At 40.2% G+C, this 19,911-nt stretch carries 16 protein-coding genes, 1 pseudogene and 1 riboswitch; of the genes and pseudogenes, 13 read left to right on the forward strand and 4 right to left on the reverse strand.

Annotated elements, in window-relative coordinates; translation table 11 throughout:
• Window positions 1–3: 3 nt before the first annotated feature.
• The 10 genes and pseudogenes from OXPF_RS14215 (at window position 4) to OXPF_RS14265 (ending at window position 14,159) form a co-directional block, all read left to right on the forward strand.
• The gene (locus OXPF_RS14215; protein ID WP_054875882.1) at window positions 4–1,902 is read left to right on the forward strand and encodes a cell wall-binding repeat-containing protein; all 1,899 of its coding nucleotides are present in this window, start codon (window positions 4–6) and stop codon (window positions 1,900–1,902) included.
• A gap of 885 nt (window positions 1,903–2,787) precedes the next feature.
• Window positions 2,788–4,620, forward strand: coding sequence for a DUF5050 domain-containing protein (locus tag OXPF_RS14220; RefSeq protein WP_054875883.1), 1,833 nt, complete (start codon window positions 2,788–2,790; stop codon window positions 4,618–4,620).
• A 179-nt stretch (window positions 4,621–4,799) separates the two neighbouring features.
• Window positions 4,800–5,312 (forward strand): helix-turn-helix domain-containing protein, encoded by a 513-nt coding sequence (locus OXPF_RS14225; RefSeq protein ID WP_160317227.1) that lies wholly within the window; start codon window positions 4,800–4,802, stop codon window positions 5,310–5,312.
• A 273-nt stretch (window positions 5,313–5,585) separates the two neighbouring features.
• Window positions 5,586–7,835, forward strand: a pseudogene (locus OXPF_RS14230) (DNA polymerase III subunit alpha); the annotation flags it as partial.
• Window positions 7,836–7,913: 78 nt separating this feature from the next.
• Complete coding sequence (locus OXPF_RS14235) at window positions 7,914–8,558, forward strand: LAGLIDADG family homing endonuclease (protein WP_054875885.1); 645 nt, start codon at window positions 7,914–7,916, stop codon at window positions 8,556–8,558.
• Window positions 8,559–9,109: 551 nt separating this feature from the next.
• On the forward strand, window positions 9,110–10,327 hold the full coding sequence (locus OXPF_RS23170) for a helix-hairpin-helix domain-containing protein (protein ID WP_054875887.1): 1,218 nt from the start codon (window positions 9,110–9,112) through the stop codon (window positions 10,325–10,327).
• 236 nt (window positions 10,328–10,563) lie between these two features.
• A complete protein-coding gene (locus OXPF_RS14250) occupies window positions 10,564–10,764 on the forward strand; it encodes a hypothetical protein (protein WP_054875888.1) in 201 nt (66 codons plus the stop codon).
• Between the two features lie 36 nt (window positions 10,765–10,800).
• Window positions 10,801–11,760 (forward strand): 6-phosphofructokinase, encoded by a 960-nt coding sequence (gene pfkA, locus OXPF_RS14255; RefSeq protein WP_054875889.1) that lies wholly within the window; start codon window positions 10,801–10,803, stop codon window positions 11,758–11,760.
• An 8-nt stretch (window positions 11,761–11,768) separates the two neighbouring features.
• On the forward strand, window positions 11,769–13,523 hold the full coding sequence (gene pyk, locus OXPF_RS14260) for a pyruvate kinase (protein WP_054875890.1): 1,755 nt from the start codon (window positions 11,769–11,771) through the stop codon (window positions 13,521–13,523).
• A gap of 198 nt (window positions 13,524–13,721) precedes the next feature.
• The gene (locus OXPF_RS14265) at window positions 13,722–14,159 is read left to right on the forward strand and encodes an acyl-CoA thioesterase (protein WP_054875891.1); all 438 of its coding nucleotides are present in this window, start codon (window positions 13,722–13,724) and stop codon (window positions 14,157–14,159) included.
• A gap of 26 nt (window positions 14,160–14,185) precedes the next feature.
• Here OXPF_RS14265 and OXPF_RS14270 read toward each other — a convergent pair whose 3' ends face one another.
• The 4 genes from OXPF_RS14270 to OXPF_RS14285 are packed head-to-tail and all read right to left on the reverse strand — an operon-like array spanning window position 14,186 to window position 17,034.
• Window positions 14,186–14,938, reverse strand: a complete 753-nt coding sequence (locus OXPF_RS14270; protein ID WP_054875892.1) for an ABC transporter ATP-binding protein — start codon at window positions 14,936–14,938, stop codon at window positions 14,186–14,188.
• Between the two features lie 14 nt (window positions 14,939–14,952).
• Window positions 14,953–15,966 carry an ABC transporter substrate-binding protein gene (locus tag OXPF_RS14275; protein ID WP_054875893.1) on the reverse strand — a complete coding sequence of 338 codons (1,014 nt, stop codon included), beginning with the start codon at window positions 15,964–15,966 and terminating at the stop codon, window positions 14,953–14,955.
• The gene (locus OXPF_RS14280; protein ID WP_054875894.1) at window positions 15,963–16,772 is read right to left on the reverse strand and encodes an ABC transporter permease; all 810 of its coding nucleotides are present in this window, start codon (window positions 16,770–16,772) and stop codon (window positions 15,963–15,965) included. The genes OXPF_RS14275 and OXPF_RS14280 overlap by 4 nt, the downstream gene beginning before the upstream one ends.
• On the reverse strand, window positions 16,744–17,034 hold the full coding sequence (locus OXPF_RS14285; protein ID WP_054875895.1) for a thiamine-binding protein: 291 nt from the start codon (window positions 17,032–17,034) through the stop codon (window positions 16,744–16,746). Before OXPF_RS14285 ends, OXPF_RS14280 begins: the two co-directional genes overlap by 29 nt.
• Before the next feature lie 92 nt (window positions 17,035–17,126).
• Window positions 17,127–17,234, reverse strand: a riboswitch (TPP riboswitch).
• Between the two features lie 233 nt (window positions 17,235–17,467).
• Between OXPF_RS14285 and rlmD the strand changes: the two genes are divergently transcribed.
• The 3 genes from rlmD to OXPF_RS14295 all read left to right on the forward strand — a co-directional run bounded on the left by rlmD (window position 17,468) and on the right by OXPF_RS14295 (window position 19,891).
• Window positions 17,468–19,108 carry a 23S rRNA (uracil(1939)-C(5))-methyltransferase RlmD gene (rlmD, locus tag OXPF_RS14290; protein ID WP_054875896.1) on the forward strand — a complete coding sequence of 547 codons (1,641 nt, stop codon included), beginning with the start codon at window positions 17,468–17,470 and terminating at the stop codon, window positions 19,106–19,108.
• Between the two features lie 52 nt (window positions 19,109–19,160).
• The gene (locus OXPF_RS23415) at window positions 19,161–19,283 is read left to right on the forward strand and encodes a hypothetical protein (protein WP_278308401.1); all 123 of its coding nucleotides are present in this window, start codon (window positions 19,161–19,163) and stop codon (window positions 19,281–19,283) included.
• Between the two features lie 401 nt (window positions 19,284–19,684).
• Window positions 19,685–19,891, forward strand: a complete 207-nt coding sequence (locus OXPF_RS14295) for a helix-turn-helix domain-containing protein (RefSeq protein WP_054875897.1) — start codon at window positions 19,685–19,687, stop codon at window positions 19,889–19,891.
• The last annotated feature ends 20 nt before the right edge of the window (window positions 19,892–19,911 follow it).

The raw sequence follows: 19,911 nt of genomic DNA on the forward strand, positions 1-19,911 counted from the left end.
TCTATGCTTAATTTTAAGAAAATAATTTGCGCGGCAATTGTTGCTGCGGCACTTTTAACAACGGGATATCAAATAAGTGTCCAAGCTGCACCTGTTTCTAACAGGATTGCAGGAAACGACAGATATCAAACAGCAGTAGAAGTTTCCAAACAAGGTTGGGACAAGTCTTCTTATGCTGTTTTAGCCACAGGAGAGGATTTCCCCGATGCATTATGTGCTGCCCCCCTTGCAAGAATTCTTGATGCGCCAATACTATTGACAGGGAAAAATGTTCTGGAACCTAAGGTATCCGATGAGCTTGCCAGGCTGGGTGCAAAGGATGTATACATAATCGGAGGCACGGGAGTTATATCCGATGATGTGAAAAAGCAGGTGGAGCTTTTAGGAATTAAAACAGAAAGAGTTTCCGGCAGCGACAGATATCAAACTTCACTGGAAATCGCAAAAAGAATACAAGGTAGCACTGAGGTTGTCATAGCAACAGGAGAGGATTTTCCTGATGCTTTATCAATTGCACCTGCAGCAGCCATAAAGACGCTGCCTATAATACTGACGCCTAAGGACAAGGTTCCGGATGAAACCATGAGTTATCTTTCAAACTCCGGTTTTGGAAAAGCCTATGTCGTTGGCGGAACGGGAGTAATAAACGGCAGCGTGATGACGCAGCTTGCAAGATACAATCCCGAGCGATTATGGGGAAATGACAGGTACGAAACAAATATTGCAATTATAAATAAATTCATCGGCGATTTTAAATGGGATAAAGTTTATGTTGCTACAGGGAGTGACTTCCCCGACGCATTATCAGCTTCGGCCCTGGCACCTAAAACCGCTTCTCCCGTGTTGCTTACTGACAGAAATCCGGGTTCGGGGACCAGGGATTTCATACTGAACAGCATTCCAAATGAAAACGATGTAGTTGTCATCGGCGGAGAAGGGGTTATATCCAAAGTAACTATGGATATACTCCTTGATGTCAGTCAGGATACGGCACAGGAGCATATCCTGATAGACGAGGGGAGCTTTGAATACGGCGGAGTTGTCACTCTTTCCAATGACAGTAATTTTGCTATCAGCGACATAACCTTTGAAATAGATTTGGGCACATTGAACTCTTCACCATATCAGCGGGAAGAAAGCATGGAGGTTACGGGGAAAAATGTGCAGATAGTAACTGACAGCTATGGCAGTAAAAAGGCTGTTATAAAGCTTAATTCACTGGACGGAAAACAAAAATTGGATTACCAAATAACACGAAGGTTCAAGAATGCGGGAATAAAGTATAATGCCGACCTTTCAAAAACAGCGGGAAATTACTCCGGTTTCGAGGGCTATGCTAAATATACGGCCTCCGAGGATAAGATTGAAAGCGACAATGCCGCCATTAAAAAGAAGGCTCTGGAGCTGGCAAAGGGTGAAAAAAATCCGTATATTATCGCCAGGAATATTTTTGAATTTGTAAATACAAATATCGATTATGATTTTTCAGAAGCAAACAAGGGAGCTTTGAATGCTCTCAATACAAAAAAAGGTGTATGCGAGGATTTCGCCGATTTGTTTGTGGCCATGCTAAGATCCTTAGGCATACCTGCAAGAGTGGTAACAGGTTACTGGGTGGAGGTTGAAAACCAGAGTAATATGGACGAAGCAGGTCAGTACGGCCATGCATGGGCAGAGTTTTATCTTCCTGAATATGGCTGGATTCCTGCTGAACCCACAGTTATTAAAACAAACCTGGAAAAGAGAATTGCAGCCTTTGAGTATTTTGCCAATTTCAATGACCCGGGCCATTTTATCAGGGGATATCAAAATGAAATATCCTACTCATTGAAATACTATACAAACACCAACACAGACCCAAATGTAAACATAATCACCAGCGAATATATAAAGAAGCTTTAACTTACGTATACATTGACAATGCACTCGAATGCGCTTCAAGACCTAGTGTCTGTGGAACTTGGCCAGGGCATAAGTCATAACTCGCTTCGCTCAAACAATGACTTATGCTTTCCTGACCTTCGTTAACAGACACACGGTCTTTACTCTATTTTCTCCTGCATGTCAATGTACACATGAAATATATGCTGCACTATAACTCGCCTTCGGCTCAAACAATAGTGCAGCTTTCTTACGCTTCGTTAACAGTCTCTACAGTCACTTCGCAATGGTTCGCTCATCATATTAATCTACCGACAAATGCACTCGAATGCGCTTCAAGACCTAGTACCTGTGACTTCTGTATCTGATTGCAAAGATCTTTCCGGCCGGAAAATCTTTCTGATTTTAACGGCCGCGCTCGCCATACGTCGGTGACATTCAGCTAATGTAAGGTGACACTCCTAAAGGATGCCGCTAACTTATGAGTGTCACTTTTCCATATCAACCCACTTGTCGCTCTTAGCAATCAGATACACTCAATACACACGGTCTTTATGCTTTTTTCAATGCATTTTTAATGTACACACAACTACTTGTTTATTTAATTTTCATATACACATGAAATATAAGACCTGACAACGAAAATACCGTTGTCAGGTCTATTTCCCCCAGAAGTACAAACAATGTTTGTACCCTTTCCACTTCCTTATAATTACAGACGAGGAAATATGTTATTATATAATCTTCCTTTCATTCAAGTTATTATAGTATATATGCCTAAGACAAGCTTTAACAAGGATATCCAGGAGCTTAAGCTATTGGATATATGGACTGTGTGCCACTAATTGTAAAGAAGCGAGGAGCTCTTTACAATCAGTGGCAGGCGAATCTAAAGGAGGAGATATATTGAATAGGAAGAGTAATATAATGCGTTCTATATATACGATAATGCTGGCAGCTGTTGTTGCAGCCGCATCAATTATGGTACCTGAGAAGGCAATGGCAGCAGTGTCGGAAAGGCTGGCCGGGTCTGACAGATACGGTACATCCATTAAAATATCACAGGCAGGATGGGAAAGTTCAATAAACGTCGTTCTGGCGACAGGAGAGGATTTTCCAGATGCTCTTTGTGCCGCACCTCTGGCAAGAAAGCTGGATGCGCCCATACTTCTTTCGGAAAAGTGGCAGCTGAGAGGTGACATTGAAAGTGAAATAATTAGGCTTGGTGCAAAAAATATATATATAATCGGCGGTACCGGAGTTGTATCCGCAGCAGTGGAAACAAGATTGACACAAAAGGGTATTACAGTCACCAGGTTATCAGGTAATGACAGATATCAGACTTCCATAGCCGTGGCAAATTATATGAAGGCCCAATTCGGATTGAATACTGAAGCGGCAGTAGCTACAGGAGCCGATTTTCCCGATGCCCTGTCCATAGCTCCAATTGCGGCTGACAAGGGAATACCCATTATTCTGTCACCTAAGGCCGCGGTTACAGCCGATGTAAGTTCCTTTATAATGGCTGCAGGGATCCAAAAGACCTATATTATCGGAGGCACCGGAGTTTTAAGTGATGCTGTGCTGTACAGCCTGCCGGGTGCCGAAAGAATAAGCGGAAAAGACAGATATGAAACCAATGCAGCCATAATAAACAGGTTTATGGCGGATTTGAATTTCGATAATCCATATATCACTACGGGGTTAAATTTCCCTGATGCCCTTGCAGGCTCGGCACTGGCACCAAGCACATCATCCCCAATAATATTGGCGGATAAAAACATGTCCGGAGTTATAAAGGATATTATTAAAGCCAAACTTGGAGAAATAAAGTCTGTGACGGCTCTTGGCGGAGAGGGAGCAGTTCCTTATTCCGTCTTAGAGAACCTTTATTTCAACAATTTCAGGGGTAACTCCCCGGGGAATATAACAGGCGGCGGGATTGCTGCCACTAACGGGGCAAAAATTTATTACGCCAACAATAGCTTTGGTGTTGTGAATGCAAGCGGTACCGGCAAGAAGATATTTTTAGAAAACGATACTCCCATGTTTATAAATATTATGGATGATGGCTGGATATACTATTTTAATTTATCCGACCAGGGCAAGCTTTATAAAGTTTACAAGGACGGTGCGGGGAGGCAACCCTTAAGTGCTGATATGGCTCTTTATATAAATGTTGTAGGCGAATGGATATATTACAGCAATGGCCTTGATAGCAATAGCATTTATAAAATAAAAACCGACGGTACTGGAAGAACAAAGCTTGACAGCGGCAGTGCATCCGAGTTAAATGTTGTCGATGGGCATATATATTATGTAAGCGGTGACGCAGAGAAAAATATCTACAGGATTAATACTGACGGTACAGGGAAAATTAAGCTAGGCAGTGATTCTGCCGGAGCTATTAATGTGACAGGTGATTATATATACTACAGAAATATATCGGATAACAGCAGGATATACAGGATAAAAACCGATGGTACAGGAAGACAGCTGGTAGTCAGCGACTCTACTTTATCATTGAACGTTGAGGGAGATACTATTTATTACAGCAATAATTCCCTTGATGGACAGCTTTACAAGGTAAAGACCGACGGAACAAGCAAGGCGGAGGTAAGCAGCGACAGGCCAATATTCATAAACATTGTGGGCAATTATATATACTATATAGGCGCCCAGGATGAATTGCTTTACAGAATAAACACAGATGGAACAGGAAGACAGGAAGTTAAATAAGGGTGCATATTGTAAAGACACTGAAAAAGTTTTATTTTTCAGTGTCTTTACTTTTTGTATTTTCTGTAAGTTTTTTAATGAAATTTAAAAAAAATATGAGATGGCAGGAGGAATCCGGCCATAATTGTAGAATAAATCTATAATAATTGGAAAAAAAAGGGAGGATAGATATGATTGAGATGTCCGAAAAGGAATACTCTATTGGGGAAGTTGCAGCAATTCTAAATGAAGAAATACATAATTTAAGATACTGGCAAAAAGAGCTGGAACTTGTTGATAGAAGAAATGAAATGAACCAGAGGATATACACCCAGACAGATATAAATACCTTCAAATTTATAAAAGAGCTTAGAGGCAATGAAAATCTAAGCCTTAAGGCTATAAAAAAAATATTGCATAAAGCAGAAATAGTAAGGGATGAAGCAGCTGCAACCACTGAGGCAGTCATTGCTTTGAATAATAACAATGAAGGTAACTATTTAGCGACTATTGACAGATTTAAGGAAGACCTCTTTGAGGAAATTAACAGAGCTGTAGAGCTTGGAAACCAGGAAATAAAATTTGAAATACAGGATTTAAAGGAAAGAATGCAGTTCATGGAGGAAGAACGAGGCAAAAAAATGGACGAATTAATATCCGAGTGGAGGGAGAAGAATCAGAAAAAAGGTTTGTTAGGGAGGATTTTTGGTTAATAAATTCATATGGAAATAAGCAATTATCATTAAAGTACCGGGGATATTTAGATTTCCGGTACTTTAATTTTTCCGTATTGGGCATCAATTTCAAAGAGCTTTTCCGCCAGAAAATCTTTCTGATTTTAACGGCCGCCCTCGCCATAAATTGGTGACATTCCTTTAGGAATGTCACCTTACCTAAAAACTCGCTTGCCGCTTCTTTGAAATTGATGCTCAAAGTTATGTTATAATAATAAATAAAATACATGTGTCATTCAAGGAGGTGAAGGGATGAGACAATTTGCCCACCTTCATGTCCATACGGAATACAGCCTTTTAGACGGCTCAGCCAGAATAAAGAAGCTTATTGAAAGAGTCAAAGAGCTTAAGATGGACTCCATTGCCATAACAGATCATGGAGCCGCCTACGGCATAATCGACTTCTATAAGGAAGCCGTAGAGCAGGGGATAAAGCCTATACTAGGCTGTGAAGTTTATGTAGCTAAAAGGACATTGTACGATAAGGAGCCCAATATAGACAGTGATTACTATCATCTTGTGCTTCTTGCAAAAGACATGAAGGGATATAAAAATTTAATAAAGCTAGTATCCAAGGGATTCATTGACGGTTTCTATTATAAGCCCAGAATTGACCACCAAACTATTCAGGAATATTCTGAAGGCTTGATTGTTCTAAGCGCCTGCTTGGCGGGAGAAATACAAACAAGTATCATGGAAGGTGACATGAAAAAAGCCGAAGAAACAGCCTTGTTCTACAAGGGAGTATTCAAAGATGATTTTTACTTAGAGCTTCAGGACCATGGCATTGAGGAACAGAAAACCGTCAATGAGGAGCTTATAAAGCTGTCAAAGAAGCTTGATATACCTTTGGTATGCACCAACGACATACATTACATAAACCGTGAGGATGCCAAAGCTCACGAAGTACTCCTGTGCATTCAGACGGGCAAGACCATTGACGATGAGGACAGAATGAAATTTCAGACACAGGAGTTTTACTTAAAATCCCCCGAAGAGATGTATGACCTATTCGGTTATGTGCCAGAGGCACTTACAAATACCCTTGAAATTGTAAAAAAGTGCAATGTTGAGCTGGAGTTTGGCAAGACTCATCTTCCCAAATACGATGTGCCTGAAAACATTATCCCGGAAGATTATTTAAAGAAGCTTTGCCTTAAAGGTTTGACTGAGCGATATGAAGACATAACCGATCAATTGAGGCAAAGGCTTGATTACGAGCTTGAGGTTATTACTAAAATGGGCTATGTGGATTATTTCCTTATAGTATGGGATTTCATGAGATACGCAAGGGATAACGGCATAATAACCGGTCCCGGCAGGGGCTCCGCGGCAGGCAGCCTTGTTGCCTACTGTTTGGGTATAACGAGAATAGACCCCATTAAATATAATCTTATCTTTGAAAGATTTCTTAATCCATCCCGTATTTCAATGCCTGATATTGATTCGGATTTCTGCTATGAAAGGCGCCAGGAGGTTATCGATTATGTGGTAGAAAAATACGGGAAAGACAGGGTAGCCCAGATAATCACTTTTGGCACCATGGCGGCAAGGGCAGCCATAAGGGACGTTGGAAGGGGACTGAATTACTCCTACGCTGAAGTGGACGTAATTGCAAAGATGATACCATTTGAGCCGGGCATGACTATAGACAAGGCTTTGACAATGAATCATGAGCTAATGAAAGCTTATAATGAGGATGAGAGGGTAAAGACGCTGATTGATATTTCAAGGACGCTGGAAGGCCTTCCAAGGCACAGCTCCACCCATGCGGCAGGGGTTGTAATAGCGGCGGCGCCCATTGACGAATATGTACCTCTCTCAAAAAATGAAGACACAATTGTAACCCAATTCCCAATGGGTACATTGGAAGAACTGGGAATGCTGAAGATGGATTTCTTAGGGTTGCGCACCCTGACAGTTATAAGAGATACCTTAGACCTTATCAAGCAGGATAAAGGCATTGAACTGGACATTGACAGGATAACCTATGACGACCCGGAAGTATATAAAATGATAAGCGATGGCAGCACTCAGGGTATGTTCCAGCTTGAATCCTCAGGCATGACACAGTTCATGAAGGAATTAAAGCCTGACTGCTTTGAAGATATAATAGCCGGAATAAGCCTGTACAGGCCGGGTCCCATGGCAGAAATACCGCGATATATCGAAAACAAAAGAAATCCCGACAAAATAAAGTATCTTACTCCTGAACTGAAACCTATACTTGACGTTACTTATGGTTGCATGGTTTATCAAGAACAGGTAATGCAAATAGTAAGGGATTTAGGCGGATACTCATTAGGACGAAGCGACCTTGTAAGAAGAGTAATGTCCAAGAAAAAGCACAAGGTCATGGAAGAGGAGCGAAAGAACTTCATCCATGGGATATCTGATGAAGAAGGAAACATAATTGTTCCTGGAGCAATATGCAATGGTATAAACGAGAAGGCTGCTGATGAAATATTCGACCAGATGATGGACTTTGCAAGTTATGCATTCGAAAACTAACCATAAATTGAATGATTAACACCATCTATGTATATCATAATGAAAGTAGTATGTATAGGTGGTGAAACAGTGATAAATGATAAGTTACCATATAACAAACTACTTGAACTTGATAAGAAAAGAATAATTGAAAACTATTATAAGAATAGAAAAATAGAATTCAAAGGATTATCAGATTTATTAAACGTATCTGAGAGATCAATATCAAGGGTACTAAAAGAAGCGAACATCAACACAAAGCGACTGAACAGATACAGATTGAATGAAAATTACTTTAATAAGATTGATACTGAAAGAAAAGCGTATATTTTAGGGTTGATTTACGCAGATGGTTATGTAGGAGATGAACATTTTAATAATATTGTGCTTCAGCTAAAAGATAGAGAATTAATACAGAAGGTTGCCGACGAAATAGAATACGATGGAGAAATACGAATAAGTAAAAAAGGCGGCTTTAAAAATTCACAGGTTGGGCATGTATTAAATTTCTCGTCAAAACAAATGGCTGATGACTTAAGAAGAATAGGTTTGTATCCTAATAAATCATTAACTGTATCTAATCTGCCTAATATAGAAGAATCCTTAATCAGGCATTTTATAAGAGGGTACTTTGATGGTGACGGAAGTATTGTTTTAAGTAAGCATTCAAGTTATCATAAAGTAGTTGGACAGATAAAAAAATACGTATACCTTCATATTGTTTTCAATTATTAGCTACGGAAAATTTTCTTATTCAGATAGTAAAAAAGATGAATATAAGCCACTATATATTAGCAAATACAAAAACTAAAGAAATAAAAGAATGCAGAGTTAATGCAAATGTGAGTTGTTCGGCTTATATAACTATTTATATGGTGAATCTACTATATATTTACAACGCAAACATAACAAATGGTTAGATATAATGAGTGCCTTTACGAAGTAATTCGTAAAGAAAATAGGGTGAATTGCAGGAAAAACCTTAGAGCCTCAAATACTATCCTGTGCTGGTGACAGACACAGTGACAAGGGGTAATGCCTAAGATTAGTAAAAAGTTTGAGGATTGGTAAACCCGCAGCCAAGCGTCCAGAATGGCATGAAAGTACGGACGAAGGTTCAGAGACTAGAGAGATGAACAGCCAGAATAATATTCTCTCCACGAGTGCCCTATACCCTGTAATGATGGGTAATGAGATAGTCCGATACTCCGCAGAAATACGGAGAGATAAGGATAAAGAGCCTTATTGAAACAAATGTCAACAAGTCCCACGCAGCGGCTTATGCTGTGGTCGGATATCAGACAGCCTATCTTAAAAGATACTATCCGGTGGAATTCTTTGCTGCCACGCTGACCAGCGTTATGGGTAGCAATGATAAAATCGCCTTTTATATAGAAACCTGCAAGAAGATGGGCATTGAAGTGCTGCCTCCGGATATAAATGAAAGTAATGTAACCTTTACCGTAAGCAGCGGTAAGATAAGGTTTGGTCTTGCTGCAATTAAAAATGTAGGCAAGTCGGGCATAATTGCTATAATAAAAGCCAGAAAACAAAAAGGCTTCTTCGTAAGCTTTACTGACTTCTGCCAGAAGGTAAAGGACGGAGAACTGAATAAAAGAGCGGTGGAAAGCCTTATAAAGGCAGGAGCCTTTGATTCACTAGGAAGCTACAGGTCACAGCTTTTATCGGTATTTGAGCAGGTTATGGAGGGCATATCCGGAGATAGAAAGAGAAATCTGGACGGACAGATAAGCCTCTTTGACATGGCAGGCAGCAAGGCGGAAGCCACAAAGGACATATTGCCAAACATAAAGGAATTCGATAAAAGATACCTGCTTACCATGGAAAAAGAAATGACGGGATTGTATCTGAGCGGACATCCTCTGTCAGAATACAGCAATGAGCTTGAAACACATACAACAATAAACACCTCAGAGATTTTTGATGACCACTCGGACGATGAAATAAACGTACCGGGAAAACATAGCGAGCTGGATAATAAAATCGTAACCATGGGCGGCATATTAGCTTCTACAAAAATAAAGGCTACAAGAAGCGGAAATGTAATGGCCTTTGTGAATTTGGAAGACATGTACGGTTCCATCGAAGTGCTGATTTTCCCCAAGATATATGAAAAATACAGCAAGCTTGTACAGGAAGATGATATGGTTCTTATAAAAGGGAGGCTGAGTATCAGGGAAGATGAAGCTCCCAAGCTTTTGGCCGAGGAAATAAAACCTTTAAAAAAATTTGATAAATATAACGGCCTTGGCAAACTATATCTAAAGATACCGCAAAAAAAATATAACGAGATAATAAGTACAATTAAACCTATACTATCATCCATGAGGGGACCTTCTCCGGTATATCTGGTTTTAGAAGACGGCACAAACAGCAAAAAAAACGTGCAAGTTGCAAACAAAGAGTTATGGGTGGAAATAACTGATGACTTGCTCAGTAAACTCTATGAAATTCTGGGTCAGGACTGCGTAAAGGTGGGTTGATTGACTTTAGTTAAACTTTTCTATCCACCTTGAACAAGTATATAAAATTTATTACAATTGTATTGGATGGAAGGTATATTTAAATTAATACTTAAAATGGAAAATATTTTATACTTTCTATATAAAGCTATACCAACAAGTCATAATGTTATCGATGAGATTTGCGCACTATATACTTAAGGAAATATTTTAATTAGGTGCGACACTTATTAAATTACCATGGGGGGCCCTGATATATGTGGACTGTTATATATGTAGCACAAAGTAGAGATGGAGCAACTAAATTACAGGGTATGCTAAGCGAACAGGGTGTGCTTGTAAAAACACGGCAGATTGGGAAAAATAAAAATGCAGATGGACTATTTGAAGTACTGGTCCCTGAAACCGAAGTGGAAGATGCATGTGTAATTTTAGAGCAGTTAGGTACAGATTTTTAAAATACCGTATTTGTTAAATCCAGAGGAGAGTAATATATGAATACTATTGGTGTATTAACCAGCGGCGGAGACGCACCGGGTATGAATGCGGCCATAAGGGCCGTTGTAAGAATGGGACGAAACTTAGGGCTGAAGGTCATGGGAATAAGAAGAGGGTATAATGGCCTCATAAACGGTGAAATATCTGAAATGGACAGGTCTTCTGTCGCAGATATCATACAGAGGGGAGGCACAATCCTCCATACTGCAAGATGTGAAGAATTTAAGACAGAGGAAGGCGTCAACAAGGCAGTTAATATCATCAAGGTCTTTGGCATAGAAGGATTGGTGGTAATAGGAGGTGACGGCTCCTTCATGGGTGCCCGTGCTCTTTGCGAAAAGGGCCTGCCTTCTGTAGGAGTTCCCGGAACTATAGATAATGATCTGGCCTACACCGATTATACCATTGGATTTGACACAGCCATAAATACTGTATTGGATGCCATCAATAAGCTAAGGGATACATCAACTTCCCATGAGAGGGTAAGCATAGTGGAGGTCATGGGCAGGCATTGCGGAGATTTGGCTCTTTATGCCGGCATTGCCGGCGGCGGTGAGAGCATAATAGTTCCGGAGGTTGAGTTTAATGTCGATGATGTATGCAAAACCATACTTGAAGGCAAACTTAGGGGAAAGCACCACAATATTATAATAATTGCCGAAGGCGTAGGCCATGCCAATGAATTGTCATCTGCAATAAAAAATATAACCGGACTGGATACCAGGGTGACTATTTTAGGTCACATACAGAGGGGCGGAAGCCCCACTGCCTTTGACAGAATCCTTGCCTCCAGGCTGGGTGCAAGGGCTGTGGAGCTTTTATATGACGAAAAGGGTTCCAGAGTGGTGGGGGTTAAAGGAAATGATGTCATAGACGCAGATATAAATGAAGCTTTAAAGATGAAGAAGGATATAGACCACGATTTGTTAAAGCTTGCCCGCGTGTTATCGAAATAGGAGGATATATGAGAAAAACCAAGATTGTATGTACAATAGGACCAGCATGCGAAAGCCAAGAAATCCTGGAACAGCTTATACAAAGCGGTATGAACTGTGCCAGGCTGAATTTTTCCCATGGAAATCATGAAGAGCATGGCAAAAGAATAGATTCAATAACAAAACTGAGGAATAGACTGGATAAGCCTGTGTCCATAATGCTGGACACAAAGGGTCCCGAAATAAGGACCGGCAATTTCAAGGGCGGAAAAGTGGAATTGATCGAGGGACAAAAATTCACATTCACTACCCGAGAGGTGGAAGGTGATGATACCATATGCAGTCTCTCCTATGAAAATGTTCATAAGGACTTAAAGATAGGCGACACTGTACTTATTGATGACGGGCTTGTAGGTTTTAAAGTAAATGCTATAGTTGGAACCGAGATACATTGCACTGTTTTAAACAGCGGAAGTATATCAAACCACAAAGGAGTAAATGTGCCGGGAGTATCGGTAAACCTTCCTTCTCTCACTAAAAAGGATATTGATGATATTCTTTTTGGAATAAGCAAGGGAATAGATATAATAGCAGCTTCCTTTATAAGAAAGGCTGCCGATGTCATTGCCATAAGGCGTGTTTTGGAGCAGAACGGCGGAGATAAAATCTCCATAATATCAAAGATTGAAAACCGCGAAGGTGTTTCAAACATAGATGAAATAATAAAGTTTTCAGACGGAATAATGGTGGCAAGAGGTGATTTGGGTGTGGAAATACCCGTTGAAGAAGTGCCTCTTGTACAGAAGATGATAATAGAAAAATGCAACAAGGCGGCAAAGCCTGTTATAACGGCAACACAGATGCTGGATTCCATGATAAGAAATCCCCGTCCTACAAGGGCAGAAGCTTCTGACGTTGCAAATGCCATATTTGACGGCACCGACTGTATTATGCTGTCCGGTGAGACTGCCGGCGGAAAATATCCGCTGGAAGCTGTTACAACCATGGCAAAAATAGCATTGAGGACTGAGGAGTCGCTGCAATACAATAAAGAGCTGGAAAAAAGAAGGCCAACAATTATAGACAGCGTGCCGGGTGCTATAAGCTATGCTGCATGTACCACTGCTGCAGAATTAGGTGCCAGCGTAATACTTGCAACAACACAAACCGGCCACACAGCAAGGATGGTTTCGAAATACAGGCCCAAATCCCCCATAATTGCAGTAACGCCCTATGACCAGGTAGCAAGAAAGCTTTCTATATTCTGGGGAGTTTACCCCCTTATTGCAGAAAAGATGGAATCTACGGATGAGCTTATAGATCTGTCGGTCGAAAAGGCACTGCAGTCGGGATATGTGAAAAAGGGCGAGCTTCTTGTAATTGCAGCTGGAATTCCTGTTGGATTTACCAGAACCACCAACATGCTTAAAGTACATATAGCAGGGGATATATTGGTAAAAGGTACCGGTATAGGCAGCAATTCCGTTTATGGAAGCGCCGCTGTTGTAAAGGATTTAAGCAGCGCGGAGGAACGGCTGGCCGACGGCGATATACTTGTGGTTAAAAAACTTGAAAAGGATTATATATATCTGCTTGATAGGGTTCTTGGTATTGTATCAGAGGAAGGCGGTTTTACGTCCCATGTAGCCATAGAATGCATAAGCAGGGGCATCCCGGTTATATCCGGCGCCCAGGGTGCAACGGATATAATAAGGTCAGGGACACTCATTACTCTTGATACTAACAGGGGACTTGTTTTCAGCGGTAAAGCCAATGTGGTCTAGCGCCCATAGGCTTTTTTTAATAAAATAGGAAAGTTCTCTTTCCTATTTTATTAAAAACGAGGATTATAAAGGACGGGACGCCCTTGCCGTAAAGGGGGAGTGCTCAGTAAAAATGCTAAGACATTTTTACGCCAAAGGGGGACATAGGTCCCCCTTTGGTAAGTTGCACAGCAACTTTTTTTAAAAGGGGTGAAATATATGTTTGTAAATGAAAATAAATTCAGAGTGAGATATGTTGAGACCGACAAAATGGGAATTGTATACCATGCCAACTATTATGTATGGTTTGACATGGGAAGGACGGAATTTTTAAGGGATATAGGCTATCAGTTCAGCGACCTTGAAAACAGCGGCCTGTTATTCCCCTTATTGGAAACCCGCTGCCTACATAAAAAGCCTGCAAGATTTGATGAACTCTTAACAGTGAAGACCACAATAAACGAAATGAAGGGCGTCAGAATTTCATTTAACTATGAAGTATATAATGAAAGCAATGAGCTTATAGCAACCGGCTATACAGGCCATGCCTTTGTGGATTCCAATATGAGGCCCTTAATATTAAAAAAGAGCTTTCCGGATTTATATGAAAAGCTCTTGAATTCTATTGAGGATAAAAATGTATCCCCAAAGTTATAGGGTATTAATTTAAATTTTTAATATGGCTATTCCAGGGTATTAAAGAGCAGCGCCTTGTATTCGTTAAACCTTGACGAAGTAATATGGCCTTTATTCCTCGGCCTTTCAATATCAATTGAAAGACCGAGTTTAACTGTTGCCGGCCTGTCCGATAAGACATATATCCTGTCGGACAGAAAAATGGCTTCATCTATGCTATGGGTTATAAAAAGAACCGAACGCTTGAATTTTTCCCATATACTCAAAAGCCATAACTGCATTTTATCCCGGTTTATGGCGTCCAGGGCCCCAAATGGTTCGTCCAGCAGCATAATATCGCTGTCTATGAGAAAAGTACGAAGCAAGGCTGCCCTTTGCTTCATTCCGCCTGAGAGCTCAAAGGTATAGGCATTTTCAAATCCTTCCAGGCCAAATACAGGCAGCATCTCGTATATTTTTTCATAGGCTTCTTTTTTGTCCATTCCCTGTATTTCAAGGGGAAGGGAGATGTTATCCTTCAAGTTTTTCCAGGGCATTAAAAGATCCTTTTGATGCATATAAGCCATTCTTTTTTTACTGCTTTTAAGGTCGACGCCGTCTATTGATATATTCCCCGTGTAACCCGAGCTTAAATTGCATATTATGTTGAATATGGTGCTTTTGCCGCATCCGCTGGGCCCTATAACGGATACAAATTCACCGTCGTAAACTTTCATGTTTATATCCTTGAGGACATCAAGGGTAACCCCGTCCCTGTAAAAACTTTTATGAAGGTTTGAAATTTCAATTTTTGGTCCCATTATTTCACATCCTATTATTTTTCAGGTAAAAAATCATTGGTGAAGGCTTTGTCTACATCAAGCATTTCATCTATAAGCTTTCTGTCATAAAGCCACTTTGTATACTCTTCCCACACTTCTTTCTTCTGCAGCCCCCATACAGGCGCATCATCCTTGTATTTTGGGCTTAACCATTTCTGGCTTTCAATAACCAGGGCACTATCCAGCTCCGGTGCGTTGCTAAGAAGTATGTTTGCCGCACCTTCAGGGTTTTGGGCTGCATAGTCATATCCTTTTGCCGCAGCTCTTAAAAACCTTTTTACCAGGTCCGGGTTTTCAGATATGGTTTTTTCACCGGCAGTAATGACGGGAGTATAATAATCAAGGGCTTTATCCTCATCCTTGAGCATTATGTAGCTTATGGGCTTGTTTTTAATTTTCGAAGCTATGCCGTCCCAGCCGTAATAAATCCATGCAAAGTCCGCATCCTTCTCAGTGGTGGCAAAAAAATCTGTGGCCCCCGTCGTGAGAATTGTGACCTCGTTAATATCTGCATTATATTTATCCATCAGCGCTTTAAGGGTTGCTTCTTCGATAGGTGAGCCCCAGCCGGCATATTTTTTCCCTTCAAAGTCTTTAGGAGTATTTATGTTTTTTGACTTGGGTGCGGCAAAAGCCGAGGTATTGTGCTGTATTACCGCTGCAATTGACACAATGGGAAGGCCTTCAAGCCTGGCTAAGGTTACGCCTTCCTGGTATCCTATGCCAAACTGGGCATTGCCCGATGCCACAAGCTGGTCTGCAGTGTTTTGACCGGGCTGGATTATTTCCACATCCAGTCCTTCTTCTTCAAAAAAGCCTTTAGCTTTGGCTGCATATATTCCGGTATGATTGGTATTTGGTGCCCAATCCAGGGTAAATATTATTTTATCCGGAGTCTTTGTATCCTGTCCTGTCCCTCCGTCCTTATTTTGATTTGTGCTGCAGCCAGTGAGCATTGAAAGAGCTGCCGCACAAAATATGAATGCTATAATAATATATTTTTTCATTTTACATCATCTCCTTTAATATCTTTCACGCGGTTCCACGGAATAATCAATTTTTCTATAATTTCAATTATCATAAATAAGAATATGCTTGTTACCACTACAACCACTATAGATGCAAAAAGCAAATCCGTCCTGTAAGAGCTCATGGTTCTGGTCATATAAATCCCTAGCCCGGATTTGGCACCCAGCCATTCCCCGATAACCGCCCCCATTATACTGTATGTGGCTGCAATTTTAAGCCCTGAAAAAAATTGGGGGAGAGCAGATGGTAAGACCACTTCCCGGAATATCTTCAAATGGTCTGCACCCATAACTTTCATCAAATTTATCATATCCGGATCCGCAGACTGCAGCCCCTCGGTGGTGCTCACACAGATAGGAAAGAAACAAACAAGCACTACCACCATAATTTTTGGTAGAACGCCTACGCCCATCCATATAAGTATGAGGGGGGCCAGGGCAATTATGGGGATTGTCTGGGAAATAACCAGCAGGGGATAAAGAATGCTTTTGACTGTTTTCCACCTGTTCATGACAAAGGCAAGGGCCAATCCTGTAATTGTTGATAATATAAACCCTAAAATGGCTTCTGTGGAAGTTACAACAGTATGGCTTAAAATAATTTTCCTGGATTCAAAAAGAGACATACCTACTTCGTAAGGGCCAGGAAGTATGTAGCTTGGTATCTTTAAAATCCTTACCAGTGCCTCCCAAAGCATAATTATAGAAAACACCGATAAAAAGGGCAGCCTTTTTATAAAAAAACTATTTTTGAGCTTAAGTTCTGTATTTGTATATCTTTTCATCCATTGTCACACCTTCTGGCTTGTAATCTATCTTGACCACGGACAGCACCCTTGTGGCGCCTTCTCTTATACATACATTCTGTGCCTTTTTCACGATTTCTAAAAGCTCATCAAGCTCACCTTCCATAGTGGTTTCCATAGGGCCCACTATATATGGAACACCGGATTGCTGTATAAGCTTGATTACTTCGTCCACCACCCTGTAGGTATCTTCGTCCTTGACCTTCGGTATAATTTGCAGGCTTACATTTATTGCGGCCATTTCGCTCGCCTCCTTATTTGATATTTTTTCCGGCAATACACAGTTGGTAGAGGGAAAATTTGGAAATAATAAAAGCTGATGGATAACATCAGCTTAAGAGTGCTAAAACGTCCCTACGCTGGCATTATCCAGATCAGGTTATGGGTCGGAACATACGGTCCCCTCTCAGCCGGACTCATCCAGCTCCCCGATTTTATTCTTTTCCAATATATTATAGGATTGTTAAATATAAATTTCAATGGTAAATTTTATACAAAGTGTTATATACATTAGTTTATATGTCAATAATATCAAATGTAAAAATGGCTTAAAGGGCCAATCCTACATTTTGAGCGCATCTATATATACATCTATAGATGGGCTTTTTTTTTATTTCTTTATAATATAAAATAAAAAGGACAAACTAAAGATAGTTTATTTTCGGAGGTTTTTTATGGTTAATGCTGCTGTTGAAAAAAACAAGGACTATATAATTAAAATAGATAATTTAGGCTATGAAGGCGAAGGTGTAGGAAGAATAAACAATTTCACCGTATTTGTTCCCGGAGCGCTGCCGGGAGAGGAAGCCGAGATAAAAATCGTAAAGGTGAACAAAAACTTTGCTTTCGGGAAATTGAATAAAATTATAAAGCAGTCTTCTGACAGGACTGAACCCATGTGTACCTTAAAAAGATGCGGAGGCTGCCAGCTTATGCATCTTTCCTATGAAGCCCAGCTTAAATTCAAAAAGCAGAGGGTAATTGACAGCATTGAGAGAATAGCAAAGCTGAAGGATGTAATAATATACGACACCATCGGTATGGAAAACCCTTACCGGTACAGGAACAAGGCCCAGTTTCCCATAAGTGTTCAGAATGGCAAGCCTGTGGCGGGCTTTTATGCTCCCAGGTCCCATGAAATTATAGACACTCTCTCCTGCCTTATACAGGATGAAGTAAGTGACAAGGTAATGGATATAATCAAAAAATGGGCATTTTATAATGATATTTCAATTTATGACGAGGCCGCAGGAAAAGGCTTGTTAAGGCACATTATGGTCAGGAAGGCTCTCAGAACCGGTGAAGTGATGGTGGCAGTCATTATAAACGGATATGACATACCTCATAAAGACAAGCTCATTGCCATGTTAAAGGAGCAAGTAGAAAGCTTAAAAAGCGTGGTACTGAATATAAACAGGGAAGTCACCAATGTGGTATTGGGACAGGAAACAAAGGTACTTTACGGAAGTCCCACAATAACAGACTATATAGGAGATTTGAAGTTTAATATCTCTCCTCTTTCCTTCTTTCAGGTGAATCCAATCCAGACTGAAGTATTGTATTCCAAGGCATTGGAATATGCCAATCTTACGGGAGAAGAGACAGTGATAGACGCTTACTGCGGAACAGGGACCATATCACTATTCTTAGCCCGAAAAGCAAAAAAGGTATATGGGGTTGAAATTGTTGAGCCTGCTATAGAAAATGCTAAAAAGAATGCCAGGGAAAATAACATAAGCAATGTCGAATTTATCGTGGGAAAATCCGAGGAAGTAATCCCCGAATTATATAAACAGGGTATAAAAGCAGATGTTATTGTAGTCGATCCACCCAGAAAGGGTTGCGACGAAGCACTTTTAAAGACAATAGCTGCCATGGCGCCTAAAACGGTTGTCTATGTATCCTGTGATCCCGGTACTCTTGCCAGGGATTTAAAATATCTGGAGGAAAACGGGTTTAAGGTTAAGGAGATACAGCCTGTAGATATGTTCCCGGTGACCAGCCATGTGGAGACGGTTGTCTGTTTGTCCAGAAAAAATCCTGATGATAGAATTGAGATTGACCTAAGCCTTGATGAGCTTGATATTACTACTGCTGAAAGCAAGGCAACCTATGAAGAAATAAAGGATTATGTTTTAAAAAATCATAGTATGAAAGTATCAAGCCTATATATTTCACAGGTAAAAAGAAAATTGGGTTTGGAGATTGGTACAAGTTACAATCTTCCAAAGTCAGAAGATGCACGAGTGCCACAATGTCCACTTAATAAAGAGAAAGCCATAACAGAAGCTTTAAATCATTTTAGCATGATATGAGTAACAGCAAAAAGTATAAATGAAAAAATCTTGGTATATAAAGAGGATTTGAATGAGGGTAATAGCAATAGATACGGAAAAGGATTTGTCGGAGTTATATAAGCAAATTACATCGGAATTACTGGAATACTATCATTTCGCATACCTTGCTTCAAATCAATTGAAGTATAGATAAGTTTAAACTGCCAGTTCAAAAAGGGTAGCAGGTAACGGTGCCAGCAATGGATTTGCTTAGAGGGGAATGAAATGATACGCATCGATACGACCCATACTACAGTGTTAAGAATTGGTGTCGGTTGCATTGTGTGTTTGAATATGCGGGTTTGAAAGGCTATACTAATACGGAAAATATGAAAAACACAAAAGTTAATTAACCTGTCCTTTTTATTAGGGGGCAGGTTTTATTATTTTAAAAGAGAATTTCTGATTTTTTGTTAGTAAAACTCCTATGTTGAGATAAGCAAAAAAAATGCGACTTATCATAAGTAATTATTGGTTTGTCGGAATAACTGTGATATAATTCTAATTGTTGTAACAAGATATTACTTTTTTATCGTTAAAGATAGGGGTGAAGGCATGAGTGTCAGTTATAAAAAGCTGTGGAAACTCATTATTGACAAGGATTTAAAGAAATCTGACGTAAGAAAATTGGCGAATGTTAGTGCCAGTACATTTTCAAAAATGAGTAAGAATGAGTATGTTGCACTTGAGGTGATTGAGCGCATCTGCAATGTACTTGAATGTGACATAGGAGATGTTGTGGAAGTTGTCAAAGAAAAGTAATTTAGCAAAAAAGGATAAAA

Origin of the sequence: Oxobacter pfennigii (genome assembly GCF_001317355.1) — a bacterium.
Lineage (GTDB): Bacteria > Bacillota > Clostridia > Clostridiales > Oxobacteraceae > Oxobacter > Oxobacter pfennigii.

Bases quoted from the DNA above. Each gene is read 5' to 3' on its own strand.
- OXPF_RS14215 (WP_054875882.1), top strand. From the start codon at position 4: ATGCTTAATTTTAAGAAAATAATTTGCGCGGCAATTGTTGCTGCGGCA.
- OXPF_RS14225 (WP_160317227.1), top strand. From the start codon at position 4,800: ATGTCCGAAAAGGAATACTCTATTGGGGAAGTTGCAGCAATTCTAAAT.
- OXPF_RS14250 (WP_054875888.1), top strand. From the start codon at position 10,564: ATGTGGACTGTTATATATGTAGCACAAAGTAGAGATGGAGCAACTAAA.
- pfkA (WP_054875889.1), top strand. From the start codon at position 10,801: ATGAATACTATTGGTGTATTAACCAGCGGCGGAGACGCACCGGGTATG.
- pyk (WP_054875890.1), top strand. From the start codon at position 11,769: ATGAGAAAAACCAAGATTGTATGTACAATAGGACCAGCATGCGAAAGC.
- OXPF_RS14265 (WP_054875891.1), top strand. From the start codon at position 13,722: ATGTTTGTAAATGAAAATAAATTCAGAGTGAGATATGTTGAGACCGAC.
- OXPF_RS14270 (WP_054875892.1), bottom strand. From the start codon at position 14,938: ATGGGACCAAAAATTGAAATTTCAAACCTTCATAAAAGTTTTTACAGG.
- OXPF_RS14275 (WP_054875893.1), bottom strand. From the start codon at position 15,966: ATGAAAAAATATATTATTATAGCATTCATATTTTGTGCGGCAGCTCTT.
- OXPF_RS14280 (WP_054875894.1), bottom strand. From the start codon at position 16,772: ATGAAAAGATATACAAATACAGAACTTAAGCTCAAAAATAGTTTTTTT.
- OXPF_RS14285 (WP_054875895.1), bottom strand. From the start codon at position 17,034: ATGGCCGCAATAAATGTAAGCCTGCAAATTATACCGAAGGTCAAGGAC.
- rlmD (WP_054875896.1), top strand. From the start codon at position 17,468: ATGGTTAATGCTGCTGTTGAAAAAAACAAGGACTATATAATTAAAATA.
- OXPF_RS23415 (WP_278308401.1), top strand. From the start codon at position 19,161: ATGAGGGTAATAGCAATAGATACGGAAAAGGATTTGTCGGAGTTATAT.
- OXPF_RS14295 (WP_054875897.1), top strand. From the start codon at position 19,685: ATGAGTGTCAGTTATAAAAAGCTGTGGAAACTCATTATTGACAAGGAT.